The 19,652-nt window shown below is 57.9% G+C and carries 18 protein-coding genes; 4 read left to right on the top strand and 14 right to left on the bottom strand.

Going from position 1 to position 19,652, the window contains the following annotated elements:
• Positions 1–10: 10 nt before the first annotated feature.
• The 14 genes from lpxB to rpsB all read right to left on the bottom strand — a co-directional run bounded on the left by lpxB (position 11) and on the right by rpsB (position 14,138).
• The gene (lpxB, locus tag I6L49_RS10735) at positions 11–1,150 is read right to left on the bottom strand and encodes a lipid-A-disaccharide synthase (protein ID WP_194496541.1); all 1,140 of its coding nucleotides are present in this window, start codon (positions 1,148–1,150) and stop codon (positions 11–13) included.
• A complete protein-coding gene (gene lpxA, locus I6L49_RS10740) occupies positions 1,143–1,934 on the bottom strand; it encodes an acyl-ACP--UDP-N-acetylglucosamine O-acyltransferase (protein ID WP_216949524.1) in 792 nt (263 codons plus the stop codon). Before lpxA ends, lpxB begins: the two co-directional genes overlap by 8 nt.
• A gap of 5 nt (positions 1,935–1,939) precedes the next feature.
• The gene (fabZ, locus tag I6L49_RS10745; RefSeq protein WP_013724020.1) at positions 1,940–2,362 is read right to left on the bottom strand and encodes a 3-hydroxyacyl-ACP dehydratase FabZ; all 423 of its coding nucleotides are present in this window, start codon (positions 2,360–2,362) and stop codon (positions 1,940–1,942) included.
• 63 nt (positions 2,363–2,425) lie between these two features.
• A complete protein-coding gene (lpxD, locus tag I6L49_RS10750; RefSeq protein WP_005338561.1) occupies positions 2,426–3,445 on the bottom strand; it encodes a UDP-3-O-(3-hydroxymyristoyl)glucosamine N-acyltransferase in 1,020 nt (339 codons plus the stop codon).
• Positions 3,446–3,448: 3 nt separating this feature from the next.
• Positions 3,449–3,961 (bottom strand): OmpH family outer membrane protein, encoded by a 513-nt coding sequence (locus tag I6L49_RS10755; protein ID WP_005338563.1) that lies wholly within the window; start codon positions 3,959–3,961, stop codon positions 3,449–3,451.
• Between the two features lie 149 nt (positions 3,962–4,110).
• Positions 4,111–6,642: an outer membrane protein assembly factor BamA gene (gene bamA / locus I6L49_RS10760; protein ID WP_216949525.1), complete on the bottom strand. Its 2,532-nt coding sequence runs from the start codon at positions 6,640–6,642 to the stop codon at positions 4,111–4,113.
• 34 nt (positions 6,643–6,676) lie between these two features.
• Positions 6,677–8,029 carry a sigma E protease regulator RseP gene (gene rseP / locus I6L49_RS10765; RefSeq protein WP_040066584.1) on the bottom strand — a complete coding sequence of 451 codons (1,353 nt, stop codon included), beginning with the start codon at positions 8,027–8,029 and terminating at the stop codon, positions 6,677–6,679.
• Positions 8,029–9,225 carry a 1-deoxy-D-xylulose-5-phosphate reductoisomerase gene (gene ispC, locus I6L49_RS10770; protein ID WP_216949526.1) on the bottom strand — a complete coding sequence of 399 codons (1,197 nt, stop codon included), beginning with the start codon at positions 9,223–9,225 and terminating at the stop codon, positions 8,029–8,031. Before ispC ends, rseP begins: the two co-directional genes overlap by 1 nt.
• Positions 9,225–10,052 (bottom strand): phosphatidate cytidylyltransferase, encoded by an 828-nt coding sequence (locus tag I6L49_RS10775; protein ID WP_005338571.1) that lies wholly within the window; start codon positions 10,050–10,052, stop codon positions 9,225–9,227. Before I6L49_RS10775 ends, ispC begins: the two co-directional genes overlap by 1 nt.
• A gap of 57 nt (positions 10,053–10,109) precedes the next feature.
• Positions 10,110–10,886, bottom strand: a complete 777-nt coding sequence (uppS, locus tag I6L49_RS10780) for a polyprenyl diphosphate synthase (RefSeq protein ID WP_216949527.1) — start codon at positions 10,884–10,886, stop codon at positions 10,110–10,112.
• A gap of 72 nt (positions 10,887–10,958) precedes the next feature.
• On the bottom strand, positions 10,959–11,516 hold the full coding sequence (gene frr, locus I6L49_RS10785) for a ribosome recycling factor (RefSeq protein WP_005338576.1): 558 nt from the start codon (positions 11,514–11,516) through the stop codon (positions 10,959–10,961).
• Positions 11,517–11,617: 101 nt separating this feature from the next.
• Entirely contained in the window at positions 11,618–12,352 is a 735-nt protein-coding gene (gene pyrH, locus I6L49_RS10790) for a UMP kinase (RefSeq protein ID WP_005338577.1), read from the bottom strand.
• Between the two features lie 71 nt (positions 12,353–12,423).
• Complete coding sequence (gene tsf, locus I6L49_RS10795) at positions 12,424–13,305, bottom strand: translation elongation factor Ts (RefSeq protein WP_005338578.1); 882 nt, start codon at positions 13,303–13,305, stop codon at positions 12,424–12,426.
• 104 nt (positions 13,306–13,409) lie between these two features.
• Positions 13,410–14,138 (bottom strand): 30S ribosomal protein S2, encoded by a 729-nt coding sequence (rpsB, locus tag I6L49_RS10800; RefSeq protein ID WP_005303470.1) that lies wholly within the window; start codon positions 14,136–14,138, stop codon positions 13,410–13,412.
• 373 nt (positions 14,139–14,511) lie between these two features.
• On the opposite strand from rpsB, the gene map reads away from it, so the two are divergent.
• From map to I6L49_RS10820, 4 genes are all read left to right on the top strand, one after another.
• Positions 14,512–15,300: a type I methionyl aminopeptidase gene (gene map, locus I6L49_RS10805; protein ID WP_005338579.1), complete on the top strand. Its 789-nt coding sequence runs from the start codon at positions 14,512–14,514 to the stop codon at positions 15,298–15,300.
• A gap of 85 nt (positions 15,301–15,385) precedes the next feature.
• On the top strand, positions 15,386–18,034 hold the full coding sequence (gene glnD, locus I6L49_RS10810) for a bifunctional uridylyltransferase/uridylyl-removing protein GlnD (RefSeq protein WP_139735704.1): 2,649 nt from the start codon (positions 15,386–15,388) through the stop codon (positions 18,032–18,034).
• Between the two features lie 174 nt (positions 18,035–18,208).
• Complete coding sequence (gene dapD, locus I6L49_RS10815; RefSeq protein ID WP_005338581.1) at positions 18,209–19,036, top strand: 2,3,4,5-tetrahydropyridine-2,6-dicarboxylate N-succinyltransferase; 828 nt, start codon at positions 18,209–18,211, stop codon at positions 19,034–19,036.
• Positions 19,037–19,162: 126 nt separating this feature from the next.
• Positions 19,163–19,546: a DUF3461 family protein gene (locus I6L49_RS10820; RefSeq protein WP_005338583.1), complete on the top strand. Its 384-nt coding sequence runs from the start codon at positions 19,163–19,165 to the stop codon at positions 19,544–19,546.
• Positions 19,547–19,652 lie beyond the last annotated feature (106 nt).

Genomic DNA, 19,652 nt, shown 5'->3' on the forward strand with positions numbered 1-19,652 from the left:
CGAAATAGCGTTATCTGCCGAGCAGATCCGCCACCGCATCGGCGGCCTGCGAGTCGGCATTGCAGCGGATCAGCTGGTGCAGCTCGGTGAAGGTGTTGACCAGCGCACTGTTGTCGTGCTCGAAGTACTTGCTCACCTCTTCCACCAGATTCTCCGCTGTGCACTCGTGCTGGATGAGTTCCGGCACCAGCATGCGACCGGCGAGCAGGTTGGGCAGAGAGACAAATTCGGTCTTCACCAGTCGCTGGGCCAGCCAATAGCTGAAGGGCTTGAGCTTGTAACCCACCACCATCGGCTTTTTCACCAGCATGGCTTCAAGTGCCGCGGTGCCGGAGGCCAGCATCACCACGTCGGCGGCGATCATCGCCTCGCGGCCCTGCCCTTCCAGCAGCACCATGTCGAGACCCGGCGCTACCTCGGCCTTGATGGCCATAAACTGCTCACGCCGTTTCTGGTTGACCAGCGGCACGATGAAGCCGAGATCCGGATAGCGCACCGTCAGGTGTTTGCACGCCTCGAGAAACAGGGGGGACATAAAGCCCACTTCTGCGGTGCGGCTGCCCGGCAGCACCGCCAGCCAGCGGCGATTGGCATCGATACCGAGATTGCGACGCACGGCCGCCTGATCCGGCACCAATGGAATATCATCCGCCATGGTGTGACCGACAAAACGGCAAGGGGCGTCGAAACGGTCGTAAAAGGCTTTCTCGAACGGCAGGAAGGCGAGCACCATGTCGGTGGCGGCCTTGATCTTGTGAATGCGGTTCTGGCGCCAGGCCCACACAGAGGGGCTGACATAGTGAACCGTCTTGATACCGGCGCGGCGCAGTTTCAGCTCCACTCCGATATTGAAATCCGGTGCATCCACGCCGATGAAGATATCGGGCGGATTGGCAATAAAGTGGCGCAGCAGTTCGCGACGGACCTTGAGGATGCGCGGCAGACGGCCCAGCACCTCGGTGATCCCCATGACGGAGAGCTCTTCCATCTCGAACAGCGCCTTGACGCCGAGGGCCTGCATACGCGGCCCGGCGATCCCTTCGAACTGCGCATCCGGGTAGCGGGCCTGCAGCTCGCGCACCAGACCGGCAGCCAGAATGTCGCCGGAGACTTCTCCGGCGACGATACCGATACGAACCGGATCAGGCACGGATGATCCCGCGCTCGTTATCTTTGAGGAAGTCCACATAGAGCTGGACGGCCGGTTCGGCTTGCGCCATCTCGATCAGCACCGGCAGCACCTCTTCGATGGTCTTGCCGGAGCGGAAGATCTCTTTGTAGGCACGCTTGACGGCAGATATAGCCTCAGGCGTATAACCGCGACGGCGCAGCCCTTCGGAGTTGACCCCGAACGGCTTGGCGTAGTTGCCGGCAGCCATCACGTAAGGCGGCACGTCCTTGTTCAGGGCTGCGCAGCCACCGACGAAGGCGTGGGAACCGACGCGGCCGAACTGGTGAATGGCGGAGAGACCACCAAAGATCACGAAGTCACCGATCACCACGTGGCCCGCCAGGGTCGCGTTGTTGGCGAAGATGCAGTTGTCACCGATGATGCAGTCGTGGGCAACGTGAACGTTGACCATGAACAGGTTGCCGCTGCCCACCTTGGTCAGGCTCTGATCCTGAATGGTGCCACGGTGGAAGGTGCAGTTCTCGCGAATGACGTTGTTGTCGCCGATCTCAAGGAAAGTGCGCTCACCGGCGTACTTCTTGTCCTGGCAATCCTCACCGATGGAGGTGTGCTGGAAGATCTTGTTGCCGCAACCAATCTTGGTCGGGCCCTTGATCACCACATGGGAACCTACCCAGGTGTTGTCACCGATTTCCACCTCGGCGCCGATGACAGAAAAGGGGCCGATTTCAACCCCTTTACCGATCACGGCAGACTCATGGACGATGGCAGTATCGTGAATGATGGCAGTCTGGTCGATCACGTGTGTTAAACCTCGCGTTTGGCGCACATCAGCTCGGCGGTACAGACCACTTCACCGTCGACGGTGGCGACACCGGTGAACTTGGCAATACCGCGACGCTCTTTCAGGAACTCCACGTCCAGCACCAGTTGGTCACCGGGGCCGACCGGACGCTTGAAACGAGCGTTGTCGATTGAGGCAAAATAATAGAGTTCGTTGGGAGACGGCTTGCCCACCATGGTAAAGGCCAGGATACCGGTGGCCTGTGCCATCGCTTCCAGGATCAGTACGCCCGGGAACACCGGCTTGGCCGGGAAGTGCCCCTGGAAGATCGGCTCGTTGAACGAGACGTTCTTGATGGCACGCAGGGTTTTGCGCTCATCGCTGATCTCGTAGTCGTCTACACGATCCACCATCAGAAACGGATAACGGTGGGGCAGCAGATCCATGATTTCCTGGATACCCAGGCTCTTCTTTTCAGTAGTCAAAACAGTACCCTATACCAATCGTGATTATTCTTGATCCAGCTTCTTCTCAAGCTTGCTTAACCGCTTGTGCATCTCTTCGATACGCATCACCCGGGCGGCGGTCTTGCGCCACTCTTTATTGGTTTGCAGAGGGATGCCGGAAGAGTAGACACCGGGCTCGGTAATGGGTCGCATCACCATGGCCATACCGGTAACGGTGGCCTGGTCGCAGATCTCCATATGCCCGTTAAAGACGGAAGCGCCGCCAATGATACAGTATTTGCCGACCTTGAGACTACCAGCCATCACGGTAGAGCCCGCCACGGCGGTGCCATAGCCGATCTCCACGTTGTGGGCGATCTGGCACTGGTTGTCGATGATGACGTTGTCAGCGATGCGGGTATCTTCCAGCGCACCGCGATCAATGGTGGTACAGGCACCGATCTCGACCCGGTTGCCAATAGTCACACCGCCGAGCTGGGGGATCTTGATCCACTCGCCACGCTCGTTGGCATAACCGAAACCATCGGCGCCGATCACTGTGCCGGATTGAACCAGACAGTCGGTGCCCATGGTCACATTGTGATAGAGGGTAACGTTGGCCCACAGCCGGGAGCGCGCTCCCAGCCGGGTATTTTTGCCAACAAAACAGCCCGGGCCAATGCGTACATCGTCACCCAGCACGACGCCGGATTCGATCACTGCATTGGCGCCGATAGCCACTCTCTCGCCCAGTTGCACGTCAGCCGCGATAACGGCGCTCGGATGAATATCCGTGGCCGGCTGCGGGGTGGTGTCCAGCAGTTGGGCTACCCGGGCAAAGCCCACATAGGGGTCTTTGAGCACCAGGGCATTGGTGGGACAAAATGGCAGATCCGCTTCTGTAATGAGCACGGCGGTCGCCTTGCTCTGCTCCAGATAGTGCCGGTACTTTTTGTTGGACAGGAAGGTGATATCCCCCTCCCCGGCCTTTTCCAGTGTCGCTACCTTGCGGATTTCCAGGGTTCCGTCGCCATGGACCTGGGCCCCCAGTTGCTGGGCCAGCTGTGCGAGAGTGAATGCCATCAATTAGTTGCTCTTGCTTACCTGAGAAATAACCTGGCCGGAGATGTCCAGCTTGCTGGCGGCATACGGGGCGGCATTGCGCTCCAGCACCAGATCGTAACCATTGCTCTTGGCGATGGAATCGATAGCAGCCTGCACCTTGGTCAGGATCTTGTTGCGTTCTTCGGACTGACGGCGACCGTTGTCCTGCTCAAAGGCTTGACGCTTCTGGTTGAACTCCATCTGCAGCTTGGCCAGCTTCTCCTGGTTCTGCTTCTTCTGCTCGGCGCTCATGAAGGCTTCATCCTTGCGGAACTTCTCGACCAGCTTCTGGCCTTCCTGTTCCAGCTTTTGCAGCTCACGCATACGCGGCTCGAATTCACCTTTCAGCTTGGCTGCAACGGCTTCACGCTGGGGCAGCTTTTGGAAGACTTCGCCCATATCAACCACGGCGATCTTGGTCTCAGCGAAGGCAGAACCCATGCCGGCAGCCATCAGTGCAAAGCTCAAACCAGCTACTTTCAACGCTTTATTCACACTTACTCCTTGTTCCCTCATGGCGAGGGCTACCTGATTTACCCGATTATGCAAGCGGCGTTAGGACCGTCTTGTTACCTGGTGAGGCACGCATACCGCGCGTCCCATCATTGAAGACCCCCACCGCATGGGTGGGGGCGAAACTCTGCTTAGAAAGTACGACCGATGTTGAAGGAGAAGAACTCGGTACGATCCCCTTCGTATTTCTTGATCGGCTTGGCCAGGGCGAACACCAGCGGGCCCATCGGCGAGAGCCACTGCAGGGAGACACCGGCAGAGACCCGGATATTGCCCGGGCTGGAGTAGTCCTGGCTCAGATAGTTGCAATCAGAACCGGCGGCGCAAGGATATGCTCCGTTGGCAAAATCAGTGCTCCAGACGGTACCTGCGTCCATAAAAACGGTGGAACGGATCTGCGGACGATAGGTCTCGGAGACGAACGGGGTCGGGAAGACCAGCTCCAGTGTTGCAACGGCCAGAGCGTTACCGCCCACCGAGGTGTCGGAACCTTCATAACTGCCGGTCTCACAAGGTTGACTGCCAGTACAAGTGCCAACCCCCGGTTTGTTGTAGGTCTTGTAAATCGCCTTGGGACCAATGGTGTTGCTCTTGAAGCCACGTACCGTATCGAAACCGCCGGCATAGTAGTTCTCGAAGAACGGCAGCATGGGGTCATCGCCATAGCCGTTACCGTAGGAGACGCGCCCCTTGCCGATCATCACCCAGTTATGATCCGCATCGAGCGGGAAGTAGTGGGCATCTTCGGCGGAAAGCTTGTAGTACTGCAGTTCCATCCCCGGCACGGTCACCTTGGCGTTGACACGCTGGCGGTCACCGGCGGTCGGGAACATCCCCTTGTTCAGGGTGGAGCGGGTCCAACCAGCGGTCACATCGATGGTCACGAAGTCGAGATTGGAACCATCCTGGGAGTAGAGATTCCAGAACTGATCCATCTGCACCGACTGGCGGTTATCGTTCCACTGATCCCAGCAGTAGGTATTGCCATCAGTATCCGGATTGTCCTTCAGACACTCCTGATAGTTCTGGCTATTGAATGAGGGACGACTCAGCTTGGTGCTCTCGATACCGGTACTGAAGTCGAGACGGTTGAACTCGTTGACCGGGAAGCCGCTGGAGAGACGGAAACCGATGGTTTCGTTCTCGTAATCGACGATATCGGCATCATCGGCGCGGAACTGGTTATAGTAGACCCGCCCACCCAAGCTGACACCATCCACGGTGAAGTAGGGGTCGTTGTAGCTCAGGTCAACGTTCTTGGAGTAGTCGTTGGTGCTGGCGTTGATAGAGACCGTTTTACCAGTACCCATAAAGTTATTCTGAGAGATCCCCGCCTGCAGGCTCAGACCTGACTCGGTGCCGTAACCGATACCGGCGTTGATGGAGCCAGCAGGCTGCTCCTTGACCTTGAAGTCGAGGTCAACCAGGTCATCGTTGCCCGGTACCCGCTTGGTGTCCACTTCGACACTCTCGAAGTAGCCAAGGCGGTTGAGACGGCTCTTGGACTGCTCGATGTTGTCGGAGGAGAGCCAGGTGCCCTCCATCTGGCGCATCTCGCGACGCAGCACCTGATCTTCGGTAGTGGCGTTACCGCTGAAGTTGATATTGCGCACATAGACACGGGGGCCCGGCTCAACGTTGACGATCAGCTCGACTTCCTTGGTCTTGTCATTGACCTGCGGGAAAGTGACCACTTTCGGATAGGCGTAGCCGTAACGGCCGAGGAACTTGGAGAGCACCTCTTCGGTATGAGTCACCTGACTGGCAGAGTAAATGCTGCCGGCAGCGATCGGGATCAATCCCTTCATCTCGCCACCGCGATCGATCAGGTCACCCTTGAGCTGGACACCGGAGACCTTGTACTGATCCCCTTCCTTGATGTTGAGGGTGACGTAGACGCCCTTCTTGTCGGGGGTCATGGAGACCTGGGTAGACTCTTGCTGGAAGCGGATATAGCCGCGATCCATGTAGTAGGAGCGCAGGGTCTCGATATCGCCGGCCAGTTTCTGCTTCTGATAGCGCTGATCGGCGGTGAAGTTCCACCAGGGCACTTCGTCGCGCAGGGAGAGCTGGGCAATCAACTTCTCTTCAGGGAAGACGCTGTTGCCGACGATGTTGATCTGCTGGATCTTGGCCGCTTCCCCTTCCACGAAAGTGAACTTGAGGTCGACCCGGTTGCGCGGCAACGGGGTGACGATGGCCTTGACCTTGGCGGAGTATTTACCCACGCCATAGTAGAAATCTTCCAGTCCCTTCTCGAGGGAGGTGAGCACGGTGCGATCCAGCGGATCGCCCACACGGATACCGGAGGACTCCAGACTCTGGGTCAGTTGCTCCTCTTTGATATCCTTGTTGCCGGCAAACTCGATGCTGGAGATGGTCGGACGCTCCTTGACCATCACCTGCAATACCTGGCCGTCACGGTAAACCTTCACATCCTCGAAGTTACCCGAGGCATAGAGCTTTTTGATGGCGCTGGCCAGAGCCACGGAATCGACGGTATCACCGACCCGGATCGGCAGGTTCAACAGTGCGGCACCCAGGGTCACCCGTTGCAGACCTTCGACCTGGATATCTTGCACCACAAAAGAGGCAGGGGCCGCCTGGGCCAGGAAACTGGCACCCAGCAGGCAACTCAACACCAATGCTTTTTTAACAGCCATTTTGTTCTTATGTGTCCTTGTTGATGCTCTGGCCTCAGAGGCGAGCGAAATCGTTAAACAGCGCAATGCCCATCAATAACATCAGAATGGCGGCGCCGATCCTGAAACCCACTTCCTGTATTTTCTCTGATACCGGCTTGCCGGTGACCGCTTCGATCAGGAAATAGACCAGATGGCCACCATCGAGCACCGGCAGGGGGAACAGATTGATAATTCCCAGGTTGACGCTGATCAGCGCCAGAAAACTCAAGAAATAGACCAGACCATAGTCGGCACTGCTGCCGGCGCCCTTGGCAATGGAGATGGGGCCACTCAGGTTGTCCAGCGACACGATGCCACCGATCAACTTGCCAATCATGTCAAAGGTGAGCGTGATCAGGCTCCAGGTCTTGTCCGCGCCATGCCACAGCGCCTGCAAAGGCCCATACTGTAACAGAATTCGATATTCATCCGGTAATGGAACCAGTTGTGGCGAGAGACCGACGAATCCTACCAGCTTGCCCTGCACCTTGCGGCTATCCGGGGTCAGGGTCACGTTGAGAGCGCTGTTGTTGCGCTCAACCACCACTTGCAGGGGTTCGCCCGGTGCCTGTTGCACCAACTCGACAAACTGGGCCCACGCGGTAATAGGCTGATCGCCGACCTGTTTGATACGGTCACCGACCTGCAGCCCCGCCTTTTCACTGGCACTCTTGGCCACCACGGCAGCCACGACTGGCAGCACTTTGCCACTCAGGGGGACGATCCCCAAGCTACCGATAGGCGACTCTTTATCCGGATCGAAGGTCCAGCCGGTCAGCGACAAGGTTTTATCGGTGGCATAGCTGGTATTGGGTGCCTGCACTTTCAGGGTGACTGCATCATCACCCAGATGGCTGATAAGGGCGTAAGTGACGCTCTCCCAGTCACCGGTCTGCTCATCACCGACCCCGACAATCTCCATCCCCGGCAGCACACCCGCCTCGGCCACGATGGATGCCGGACGCACTTCACCGATCACCGGCTTGACGCTCGGCACCCCGATGATAAACATCAGCCAGAGGGCGAACAGGGCAAAGACAAAGTTGGCCATGGGGCCTGCGGCGACAATCGCCATCCGCGCCCAGACACTCTTGTGGTTGAAGGCATACTGCTCGTCACCGGGCTTGAGTTCATCGACCCGGCCATCGAGCATCTTGACGTAACCACCGAGCGGGATCAGCGCCAGCACATATTCGGTGCCATCTTTACCCATCCGGCGCCAGATCGCCTTGCCAAAACCGATGGAGAAGCGCTCAACCTTGACGCCACAACGACGGGCCACCCAGAAGTGACCAAACTCGTGCACTGCGACCAGCAGGCCCAGCGCAACAACAAAGGCACCGATATTCCACAACACACCGCCCATCAGCCAAGCTCCTCAATCAAAGTGTGAGCACGGGCTCTTGCCGCACCGTCCAGGGCAAACAGATCATCGAGTGAGCCGACTACGCTGCTCTCCAGCGCCAGCATCACTGCCTCGTTGATCCGGGCAATATCCATAAAGCCGATGCGCCCGGCCAAGAAGGCGGCAACCGCCTCCTCGTTGGCCGCATTGAGCGCAGTGGTCGCCGCTTGTCCCTTCTGGCAAGCATTGATGGCCAACGCCAGACAGGGGTAGCGATCGTAATCAGGCCGGATAAAGCTGAACTCTCCGACACTGAAGAAATCCAAAGGTTCCACACTGGAGGGGATGCGATTGGGATAAGCCAGCGCATGGGCGATGGGGGTACACATATCCGGATTGCCAAGCTGGGCCAGCACGGAGCCATCCTTGTACTGCACCATGGAGTGGATCACCGACTGCGGGTGGATCACCACCTGGATCTGCTCGGGCGCCGCATTGAACAGCCAGCGCGCCTCGATGTACTCCAGCCCCTTGTTGATCATGGTGGCGGAGTCGACCGAAATCTTGGCCCCCATCGACCAGTTGGGATGCGCGATGGCCTGCGCCGGCGTCACCTTCGCCAGATCGCTGATCTCGGTGTAACGGAACGGACCGCCGGAACCGGTCAGCAAAATCTTGCTGATCCCCGCCGCCGCCAGATCGCAAAAACCGGGCTGGCGCTGCACGGCAGTCGGCAGACACTGGAAGATGGCGTTGTGTTCGCTGTCGATGGGCAGCAGCTCGGCGCCATGTTCGCGCACGGCTTCCATGAAGAAAGCACCGGACATCACCAGCGCCTCCTTGTTGGCCAGCAAAATACGCTTGCCGGCACGCACCGCGGCCATGGTCGGGGCCAGACCAGCCGCACCGACGATGGCGGCCATCACGCTATGGGCATCGGGATGGGCGGCCACCTCGCACAGGGCGGTGGCACCAGACATGACCCGGGTCGCACTGCCGTGCGCTTTCAGACGGGCAGCCAGTTCACGGGCGGCATCCTCATCGACCATCACGGCAAAACGGGGGGAGAATTCGAGGCAGTCGCGCAACATGGCATCCACGTTGCGGGCGGCGGTCAACGCCAACACTTGCCAACTGCCCGGGTTATGGCGCAGCACTTTCAAGGTACTCTGACCAATGGAGCCGGAGGCTCCCAGAATAACCAGTGACTTGTGCATCAAAACTCCTGACTGAGTAGCAGATAACTGAGCAGAAACACCGGCAGGGCGGCGGTCAGGCTGTCGATCCGGTCGAGAATCCCGCCATGACCCGGCAACAGGGTGCCGGAGTCCTTGATGCCCGCCTCGCGCTTGAACATGCTCTCGGTCAGATCACCGAGTACGGAGGCTAGCACCGCCAGCAGAGAGCAAAACAGCACGGTGATCATCTTGGCAGGAACAAATCCCATCGACCAGGTGACACCGATGGCCAGCAGGCTGGCGGTAAAGAGGCCGCCGCACATTCCTTCGATGGTTTTGCCCGGACTCACAGCCGGTGCCAGCTTGTGCTTACCGAACGCCTTGCCGAAAAAATACGCGCCAGAATCTGCCGCCCAGACCAGTCCCATCACGAACAACAGGATCCAGGCGCCCATCATGGGGTCATGGTAAAAGTTGTAACCACGGATGGCGACCAGCGACCAGAAGAAAGGAACCAGGGTCACCAGACCAAACAGCGACTTGAGCCAGATAGACTCTTTCCACAGCTTGGCGCTCTGGGGATAACGCAGTACCAGCAGCAGACCCAGCAGCCACCAGCTTACCGCAGTCCAGAGCACGCCCATCACGAGGGGGTGCAGGTGGGGCGTCCAGAGTTGCTCCACCGGCAACCAAAAGAGGCTGGCACCGAGCAACAGACAAAATACGATGGGCAACCATTGCTGCGGAGCAGCAGAGACAAACCCACTCCATTCGCGACTGGCCAACAAAAACACCAGCGCTGCCAACAGGGCAAAAAATTTCAATGGCAGAAAGAAGAGCGCCCCCAACACCAGGGGGATCAACATCAAAGCAGTAATAATTCGTTGTTTTAGCAAAAGAAACCTCTCTCTTGGGAGCGGGGTTTAGCCGGTCTGCTGCTCGGCGATCAATTCCCGTATCTGTTCACCCGTGCAACCGAAGCGACGCTCGCGGGCAACGAAAGAGGCGACCGCCTCACTGAACTCGGCCTCGTTGAAATCGGGCCACAATACCGGGGTAAAATAGAGCTCGGCATAGGCGAGCTGCCATAACACAAAGTTGCTGATGCGATGATCGCCACCGGTGCGGATCAACAGGTCCACGGGTGGCAGATCGGCCATGCAAACCTCGCGGGTCAACATGGATTCATCAATGTCGTCAGCGGCCAGTTCACCGGCCGCCACTGCTTTAGCCAGCTTGCGGGCCGCCTGGACGATATCCCACTGGCCGCCATAGTTGGCCGCAATGTTCAGGGTCAAGCCCTTGTTATTGGCGGTCAAGGCTTCCGCCTTGGCGATTTTGGCCTGCAACCGCTCACTAAAGCGAGCAGTATCGCCAATCACCTTGAGCCGGATCCCGTTGTTGTGCAGTTTCTGCACCTCACGACCCAGCACTGTGATGAACAGCTCCATCAAGGCACTGACCTCCCCTTCCGGGCGGCGCCAGTTCTCGCTGGAGAATGCAAACAGGGTCAATGCCTCGATCTTGGCACGCGCAGCAAAGGTAACGGCCTCGCGCACTGACTTGACGCCCGCCTTGTGGCCATAAACCCGCATCTTGCCTCGGTTCTGGGCCCAGCGACCGTTACCATCCATGATGATGGCGACGTGACGGGGTAAAGACGAGTTGGCACAATCACCCAACGCAGCCAAAAGCGACATGTAATTCTCCCACAAAGACAAAAGCGCCGTGCAGGGGCACTACACGGCGCTCGTAATATACCTTTCAGACGGTTAGATTTCCATTAGCTCCTTCTCCTTTACGGCAAGGGCCTCATCGACCAGCTTGATGTAGGAGTCGGTCAGTTTCTGGATCTCTTCCTGAGCGCGACGGTCGTCGTCTTCGGAGATCTCTTTGTCCTTCAGCAGCGCTTTCAGGTCGGCGTTGGCGTCACGACGGATGTTGCGCACGGCAACACGGGCGTTTTCCGCTTCGGCACGGACGATCTTGGTCAGGTCACGACGGCGCTCTTCGGTCAGCGGCGGCAGCGGCACGCGCAGGGTCTGGCCATTGCTGGACGGGTTCAGGCCCAGATCGGAGGTCAGGATCGCCTTCTCTACCGCCTGGATCATGGAGCGGTCAAAAATGGAGATGGAGAGGGTGCGAGCATCTTCTGCCACGACGTTGGCCAACTGTTTCAGCGGAGTGGCAGCACCGTAATACTCAACCTGGATGCCGTCGAGCAGGCTCGGGTGAGCGCGGCCGGTACGGATCTTGGACATTTGAGTCTTGAGCGCTTCTACGCTCTTGCCCATACGGTCCTTGGCGTCGTTTTTAATCTCGTTGATCACAGTGGTTTTCCTTTTGGCGAACGAGCCGCTACACGGCCCGTGTCTATCTTATTTACTGACGTGATGGATAGGATAAGAGCGCAAGGTGGCTCACTTTTATCTTATTTACCAACGTGGTGGATCAGAGTGCCTTCCGGTTCACCCATGACAACCCGGCGCAGGGCACCCGGTTTGTTCATGTTGAACACGCGGATCGGCAGATCATGGTCACGTGCCAGGGTAAAGGCAGCAAGATCCATCACCTTGAGCTCTTTTTCAAGAACTTCATCATAACTCAGTTCATGATACAGCACGGCATCCGGATTCTTGACCGGATCTTCGTTGTATACACCATCAACCTTGGTGGCTTTGAGCACCACATCAGCTTCGATCTCGATCCCGCGCAGGCAAGCCGCAGAATCGGTAGTGAAGAAGGGGTTGCCGGTACCGGCAGAGAAGATAACGACTTTGCCAGCACGCAGCTGGCTGATTGCCTCGGCCCAGCTGTAGGAGTCACAGACACCTTGCAGGGAGATGGCAGACATCAGACGGGCATTCACATAAGCACGATGCAGGGCATCACGCATGGCCAGACCGTTCATCACGGTTGCCAGCATACCCATGTGGTCGCCCACCACGCGGTTCATGCCCGCTTTGGCAAGACCGGCACCACGGAACAGGTTGCCGCCACCGATGACCAGACCGACCTGAACACCCAACTCAACCAGTTCTTTGATCTCTTGGGCCATACGCTCCAGCACCGCCGGATCAATGCCGAAACCCTCGGATCCTTGCAGGGCTTCACCACTCAACTTCAGAAGAACACGTCTGTATGCAGGTTTGGGATTGGTACTCATGTCACTGATTCCTGGTCATATAAAGACCGCGACATAAGTCGCGGTCTGGGGAAACGGAAAAACCGGTTCGATTAGGCCTTTTGAGCGGCCGCGATTTGGGCTGCAACTTCAGCAGCGAAATCGGTCTCTTGCTTCTCGATGCCTTCGCCCACTTCGAAACGGGTGAAGGAGACAACGTCAGCGCCTTCTTTCTTCAGCAGTTCGGCAACGGTCATGGAAGGATCTTTCACGAACGGTTGACCAGTCAGGGAAACCTCACCGGTGAACTTCTTCATGCGGCCTTCAACCATCTTCTCGGCGATCTCTTTCGGCTTGCCGGAGTTGATGGCGATGTCGATCTGGATTTCGCGCTCTTTGGCAACGACTTCAGCAGACACGTCTTCAGGCTTGACGAATTGCGGGCTGTTGGCAGCAACGTGCATGGCCAGATCTTTGGCCAGCTCGGCAGAACCACCGGTCAGCTTGGTGATAACACCAATGCGGGAACCGTGAACGTAGGTACCCAGGTTGTCACCTTCAACCAGCATCACGCGACGCAGGTTCATGTTCTCACCGATCTTGGCGATCAGGTTGGTGATGGTCAGCTCGACGGATTCGCCGTTACCGAAGTCAGCGGCTTTCAGCGCGTCAACGTCAGCAATTTTCTGGGTCGCAGCGATGTCAGCGATCTTCTGGCCCATTGCCATGAAGCTGGCATCTTTGGCGACGAAGTCGGTTTCGCTGTTCAGCTCGATCATGACGGCAACGTTGCCTTCGGTGCGAGCAAAGATAACGCCTTCAGCGGCGATACGGCCAGCTTTCTTGGCGGCTTTGGCCTGACCGGATTTGCGCATGTTCTCAATTGCCAGCTCGATATCACCAGCAGCTTCTTCCAGTGCTTTTTTGCAATCCATCATGCCAGCGGCAGTGCGCTCGCGCAGTTCTTTTACCAGGGCGGCAGTAACGTTAGCCATGTCCAGTATCCTCGGTCTTGAATTGACAAGAAACAGGGGCCACAAGGGCCCCTGCTAACCAATTACATCAGCTTGGTTAATAAGGGCTTTGCAGTCCTTATCAATTACTCAGCTTCAACGAAGCCATCTTGTTCAGCTTGAACAACGATGTCCTGAGCGCGAGCTTCCAGTACGGTGTCAGCAGCAGCATTCAGGTACAGCTGAACAGCACGGATAGCGTCGTCGTTACCCGGGATGACGTAATCAACGCCGTCCGGGTTGGAGTTGGTATCAACGATGGAAACTACCGGGATACCCAGGTTGTTGGCTTCTTTGATAGCGATGTGCTCGTGGTCGGCATCGACAACGAACAGAACGTCAGGCAGGCCGCCCATGTTCTTGATACCACCCAGGCTCTTCTCCAGCTTTTCCATTTCGCGAGTACGCATCAGCGCCTCTTTCTTGGTCAGCTTGTCGAAGGTACCGTCCTGGCTCTGGGTTTCCAGATCTTTCAGGCGCTTGATAGACTGACGAACGGTTTTCCAGTTGGTCAGCATACCGCCCAGCCAGCGGTGGTTTACATAGAACTGGTCGCAACGCTCAGCGGCTTCTTTTACGGCTTCAGACGCGGCACGCTTGGTACCAACGAACAGTACCTTGCCTTTCTTGGCAGCTACGGAGCTGATGAAGTTCATGGCATCGTCAAACATCGGAACGGTTTTTTCCAGGTTGATGATGTGAACTTTGCTGCGGGCACCGAAGATGTAGGATTTCATTTTCGGGTTCCAGTAACGAGTCTGGTGACCGAAGTGAACGCCGGCTTGCAGCATGTCGCGCATAGAAACTTTAGCCATTTTATACCTCTACGTATTGGGGTTAGGCCTCCACACATCCCATATAACCGACCCGTTAAGGCACCCCGGCATATGTGTCGATGTGTGTGTGTTGTTTAAGTAAGGGTGATGAAATCGGGACGCAAGTTCCCCATTCCGGCGCGCTTTATACCATAACTTTGTTCAGGACACCACCGGCCGACACCCTAAACAGGTGTAAATATGGATCCCGCCAGAGGATGCTGCGACGCCGATTTGACGTTGTGATGACAATCACACTGGAAGTACGAGGGGGTTGCGGATAAAATTTTGCCCTGATTGCAAACGCATCTATTTTTCATTACCTGTCCTGTCTGCCCTCACAGGCCCAGCGGCAGGCCGCAAGAGAGATCCCATGTCCATTAAAATCAAGACACCGGAAGAGATTGAAAAGATGCGCGTTGCCGGCCAATTGGCCGCCGATGTGCTGGTCATGATTGCGCCCCATGTCAAAGCTGGCGTCACCACTGACGAACTGAACACCCTCTGCCACGACTATATTGTCGACGTACAACAGGCGGTTCCAGCTCCGCTCAACTACCACGGCTTCCCCAAATCCATCTGCACCTCGGTGAACGATGTGATCTGCCACGGTATCCCGAATCACAAGAAGCTGCGTGATGGCGACATCATCAACCTGGATATCACCGTCATCAAGGATGGCTACCACGGCGATACCTCGGCCATGTTCATCGTGGGCGAGACCACCCCGCTGCGCCGCCAGCTCTGCAAGGTTGCGCAAGAGAGCCTCTATGCCGCCATCAAGAAAGTGCGCCCGGGTGCCTGCATCACCGAGATTGGAGCCGTCATTCAACCCATCGTCGAGAAGGCCGGGTTCTCCGTGGTGCGTGACTACTGCGGTCACGGCATCGGTGCCGAGTTCCACGAAGAGCCGCAGATCCTCCACTACCGCAACAGCGGCAAGCTGGAGCTGAAAGCGGGCATGTGCTTCACCATCGAGCCCATGGTCAACAGCAAGAAGTATCACTGCAAGGTCAATCCGAAGGATGGCTGGACCGTGACCACCAAGGATGGCGGCGACTCCGCCCAGTGGGAGCACACCCTGCTGGTGACCGAGGATGGCTGCGAGGTGCTCACCCTGCGCCCCGATGACACTATCGACCGCTTCATCAAACACAGCTAACATCAAACCCCGGCCCTGAACTTCCAAAGCGCCGGGGTTTTTACTTCTGTTTCAGCTATTTGCCTGCCACTGTGTGTGAGATGCCATGGACGCCAGCCTGCTTTCCCCCCATTTGTTACCCGATGACCAGCTCACTCGCGACAACTGCAAAGAGTACCTGAGCCGCTTTCTCGGCTGGCTGCACGCCCGTTTCGATGCCGGTGACAACATCATCGAGCTGGTTGCCACCCGCTCCGAATACATGGATCAGCTGCTCTGCCGGCTGTGGCAGAAGTTCGGCTTCGACAAGAGCGACCTCACCCTCATCGCGGTGGGGGGATATGGCCGTGGCGAGCTGCACCCCCACTCCGATATCGACCTGCTGATCCTCTATGACGGCGACGAGCTGGACGAGGTGCTGGGGCTGCGGATCGGCGAGTTCATCACCTTACTGTGGGATCTCAAGCTTGAGGTGGGTCAGGCGGTGCGCAACGTGGCGGAGTGCCTTGAGCAGGGGCGCGCCGATATTACTGTCGCCACCAACCTGATCGAGGCCCGCTACATCACAGGTCGCCAGGAGGGCTTCCGGCAACTGAAAGAGGCCACCGGCCCCCAGCACTTCTGGCCGAGCGAAGCCTTCTTTCGCGCCAAGCGCCAGGAGCAGGCGGAGCGTCATCAGCAGTTTCTCGGCACCGCCTACAAGCTGGAGCCCGATCTCAAGAGCAATCCGGGCGGCCTGCGGGATATTCAAACCCTCGCCTGGGTCGCCCGCCGCCACTTCGGCGCCACAACCTTGTTCGAGATGACCAGCCACGGCTTTCTCAACCGCGCCGAGTATCGCGAACTGCTCGACTGCCAGAATTTTCTCTGGAAGGTGCGCTTTGCCCTGCACATGGCTATCAACAAGGGAGATAACCGCCTGCTGTTCGATCGCCAGCGCACCGTGGCCCAGATGTTGGGGTTCGAAGGGGAAGGCAACACTCCGGTCGAGCAGATGATGAAGCGCTTCTACCAGACGGTGCGGCGGGTCTCCGAGCTCAACGAGATGCTGCTGCAGCTGTTTGACGAGGCTATTCTCGGCAACACCGCCATGGATGTGCGCCGCCTCTCCGACGAGTTCCAGCTCCGTGGCCGCCTCATCGATGCAGTGGATGCGGAGCTGTTTAGCCGTGAACCGGCCGCCATCTTGCGCCTCTTCTATCAGATGGCCCAGCATCCCGAGATTGCCGGCATCCACTCGGCAACCCTGCGCCAACTGCGCGAGGCACGCCGCAAACTCAACTGCTGGCTGCAAGACTTACCCGACTGCCGTCGCCTCTTTATGGCGCTGCTGCGCCACCCCAACGGCATCGGCCTGCCGCTCACCCTGATGCACAAGTACGGCATTCTGGCGGCCTATCTGCCGCAATGGAACCTGATCGTCGGCCAGATGCAGTTCGATATGTTCCACGCCTACACGGTAGATGAGCACACCCACAGGCTGCTCAAGAACATTCATCAGTTTCCCAATCCGGCCAGTCGCCAGAGCCACCCGCTCTGCCACGAGGTCTTCACCCGGCTGCGCAAACCGGAGCTGCTCAGCATCGCCGCCCTGTTCCACGATATAGCCAAGGGACGGCGTGGCGATCACTCGGAACTGGGCGCCGTCGATGCGCTGGAGTTCTGCCAGCTGCACGGTCTGGATCGCTACGAGAGCCGACTGGTCGCCTGGCTGGTGCGCCACCATCTGCTGATGTCGGTTACCGCCCAGCGCCGCGATATCTACGATCCCGACGTGGTCACCGACTTTGCCCAGAAGGTGCGCGACGAGCAGCATCTCGACCTGCTCTACTGCCTTACCGTGGCCGATATCTGCGCCACCAACGATACCCTGTGGAACGACTGGAAGGGCACCCTGCTGCGGGAGCTCTACTTCGCGACCCAGAAGGCGCTGCGCCAAGGGTTGGAGAACCCGCCCGACATGCGGCTGCGCATTCGCGAAAACCAGCGTCAGGCCAAGCAACTGCTGGCGCAACGGGATGTATCGGAAGAGGCAATCAACCTGCTCTGGGCCGATTTCAAGGCCGACTACTTCCTGCGTCACAGCCCGGAGCAGATCGCCTGGCACTGCCGCCATATCATCGAGCATGGCGACAATCCGGCACCGCTGGTGATCATCGGCAAACACCCGACCCGCGGCGGCAGCGAGGTATTTATCTACTGCCGCGATACCCCGAATCTGTTTGCCACCGTGGCCTCGGCGCTGGATCAGAAAAACCTTAACATCCACGACGCCCAGATCATGAACTCGCGCAGCAACTATGTGCTCGATACCTTCGTGGTACTGGAGCCAAGCGGCGAACCCATCAGCCCCAACCGCACCGCCACCATCAAGAAAGCGCTGGAGAAAGCGCTGCAGGAGCCGGGCAAGCTGGTGCTGCGCAACAAGCCGCTGTCACGGCGCCACCGCCAGTTCAGCGTACCGACCCGGGTGGTCTTCCTGCCCCGCTCTTCGCCCACTAAAGGGGAAAGCCGCCACACCCTGATGGAGCTGACAGCCCTCGACACTCCTGGCCTGCTGGCGCGGATCGGTGCCGTATTCCAGCAATGTGGTCTGTCGCTGCACGCCGCCAAAATCGCCACTTTCGGTGAGAGGGTCGAGGACTTTTTCAGCCTGACCAGCCTCGATGGCGAACCATTGACCGCCGAGCAGCAAAAACAGCTGGAAGAGCGACTGGTACACCAGCTCAATCCCCAGCAGTCGGTACTGGATTAAGCGAAGAGTGATTCGAAAGAGGCTGATTGTCGGACGTTTTTTGCCATACCAAACAACTGGTTGGCGCACACCGGATGAAGAAATGGCCGCTGGCCGGAAGAATTCCGGTCAACCCCTTAAAAACAGTCGGAAAAGTGTGATACAACAAACAGAATTTTTTAAAGGAAACCTGTCATGACCGAGTTGCAACAGATCATTGAAGCGGCCTTCGAGCGCCGCGACACCATTACTCCGGGCTCCGTGGATAGCGCCACCAAGTCCGCCATCCTGCAAGCCATCGACCTGCTGGACTCCGGCAAGGCGCGGGTTGCCGAGAAGATCGCCGGTGAGTGGGTTGTCCATCAGTGGTTGAAGAAAGCGGTACTGCTCTACTTCCGCATCAACGACAACGGCATCATCAAGGGCGACGATGCCCAGTACTACGACAAGGTTCCCCTCAAGTTCTCCAACTACACCGCCGAGCAGTTCAAGGAAGCGGGTGTGCGCGTGGTGCCGCCGGCAACAGCCCGCAAAGGCTCCTTTATCGCCCCCAATACCGTGCTGATGCCCTCCTACGTCAACATCGGCGCCTTCGTTGACGAAGGTACTATGGTCGATACCTGGGCCACTGTCGGCTCTTGCGCCCAGATCGGTAAGAACGTCCACCTCTCCGGCGGCGTCGGCATCGGTGGCGTACTGGAACCGCTGCAGGCCAACCCGACCATCATCGAAGACAACTGCTTTATCGGTGCCCGCTCCGAAGTGGTTGAAGGGGTCATCGTTGAGGAAGGTTCCGTCATCTCCATGGGAGTCTTTATCGGCCAGTCCACCCGCATCTATGACCGTGAAACCGGCGAAATCCACTACGGCCGCGTACCGGCTGGCTCCGTGGTCGTCTCCGGCTCCCTGCCCTCCAAATGCGGCAAGTACAGCCTCTACGCGGCGGTGATCGTCAAGAAGGTCGATGCCAAAACCCGCGCCAAAGTCGGCATCAACGCCCTGCTGCGCTCCATCGACGAGTAATCAGCATTGCTGTGATGAAAGGGCGCCTGATGGCGCCCTTTTGATTTTGGCGCCCCTGTCACAGGCAAGCCATGAGGCATCGGTTAAGATGGATGGGACAGGATCGTTTCAAACCGAGGAAGCCTGATGTACGAGAATCTGAAGAGCCTGGGGATCCAGGATCCCGCCTCCGTCGACAGCTATACCCTGCGCCAGGAGGCCAACCACGACATCCTCAAGATCTACTTCAAGAAGCAGAAGGGCGAGTTCTTCGCCAAGAGTGTCAAATTCAAGTATCCCCGCCAGCGCAAGACCATGCTGGTCGACTCCGGTACCCATGAGTACAAGGATGTCACCGAGATCAACGCCAACCTCAAGTATGTGGTGGATGAGCTGGACAACCTGACCCAGGGCGTCCATCAGCAAGCCGACCCGGACATCAAGCAGAAGATCCTGCGCGACCTGCGCCATCTGGAAAAAGTGGTGCAGAACAAGATCAGCGAAATCGAACGGGATCTAGAGAAACTCTAATCCCCCCGACTCGACAAAAGAGCGCCCAGGTGGCGCTCTTTTTATTGGCTGGCTTTATGGGGCTATGGGGTTATCTGGCAATGCCGTGCGATAAGGTGAGCGGAGC

The organism is Aeromonas sp. FDAARGOS 1419, assembly GCF_019047045.1.
Lineage (GTDB): Bacteria > Pseudomonadota > Gammaproteobacteria > Enterobacterales > Aeromonadaceae > Aeromonas > Aeromonas veronii.

What these genes read in the sequence shown, in the direction of transcription:
- lpxD (WP_005338561.1), bottom strand. Translation starts at nt 3,445, where the DNA reads ATGGCATTCACTCTCGCACAGCTGGCCCAGCAACTGGGGGCCCAGGTC.
- ispC (WP_216949526.1), bottom strand. Translation starts at nt 9,225, where the DNA reads ATGCACAAGTCACTGGTTATTCTGGGAGCCTCCGGCTCCATTGGTCAG.
- glnD (WP_139735704.1), top strand. Translation starts at nt 15,386, where the DNA reads ATGGACGCCAGCCTGCTTTCCCCCCATTTGTTACCCGATGACCAGCTC.
- tsf (WP_005338578.1), bottom strand. Translation starts at nt 13,305, where the DNA reads ATGGCTAACGTTACTGCCGCCCTGGTAAAAGAACTGCGCGAGCGCACT.
- I6L49_RS10820 (WP_005338583.1), top strand. Translation starts at nt 19,163, where the DNA reads ATGTACGAGAATCTGAAGAGCCTGGGGATCCAGGATCCCGCCTCCGTC.
- bamA (WP_216949525.1), bottom strand. Translation starts at nt 6,642, where the DNA reads ATGGCTGTTAAAAAAGCATTGGTGTTGAGTTGCCTGCTGGGTGCCAGT.
- fabZ (WP_013724020.1), bottom strand. Translation starts at nt 2,362, where the DNA reads ATGGATCTGCTGCCCCACCGTTATCCGTTTCTGATGGTGGATCGTGTA.
- uppS (WP_216949527.1), bottom strand. Translation starts at nt 10,886, where the DNA reads ATGTCGCTTTTGGCTGCGTTGGGTGATTGTGCCAACTCGTCTTTACCC.
- rpsB (WP_005303470.1), bottom strand. Translation starts at nt 14,138, where the DNA reads ATGGCTAAAGTTTCTATGCGCGACATGCTGCAAGCCGGCGTTCACTTC.
- dapD (WP_005338581.1), top strand. Translation starts at nt 18,209, where the DNA reads ATGACCGAGTTGCAACAGATCATTGAAGCGGCCTTCGAGCGCCGCGAC.
- pyrH (WP_005338577.1), bottom strand. Translation starts at nt 12,352, where the DNA reads ATGAGTACCAATCCCAAACCTGCATACAGACGTGTTCTTCTGAAGTTG.
- I6L49_RS10775 (WP_005338571.1), bottom strand. Translation starts at nt 10,052, where the DNA reads ATGTTGATCCCCCTGGTGTTGGGGGCGCTCTTCTTTCTGCCATTGAAA.
- map (WP_005338579.1), top strand. Translation starts at nt 14,512, where the DNA reads ATGTCCATTAAAATCAAGACACCGGAAGAGATTGAAAAGATGCGCGTT.
- rseP (WP_040066584.1), bottom strand. Translation starts at nt 8,029, where the DNA reads ATGGGCGGTGTGTTGTGGAATATCGGTGCCTTTGTTGTTGCGCTGGGC.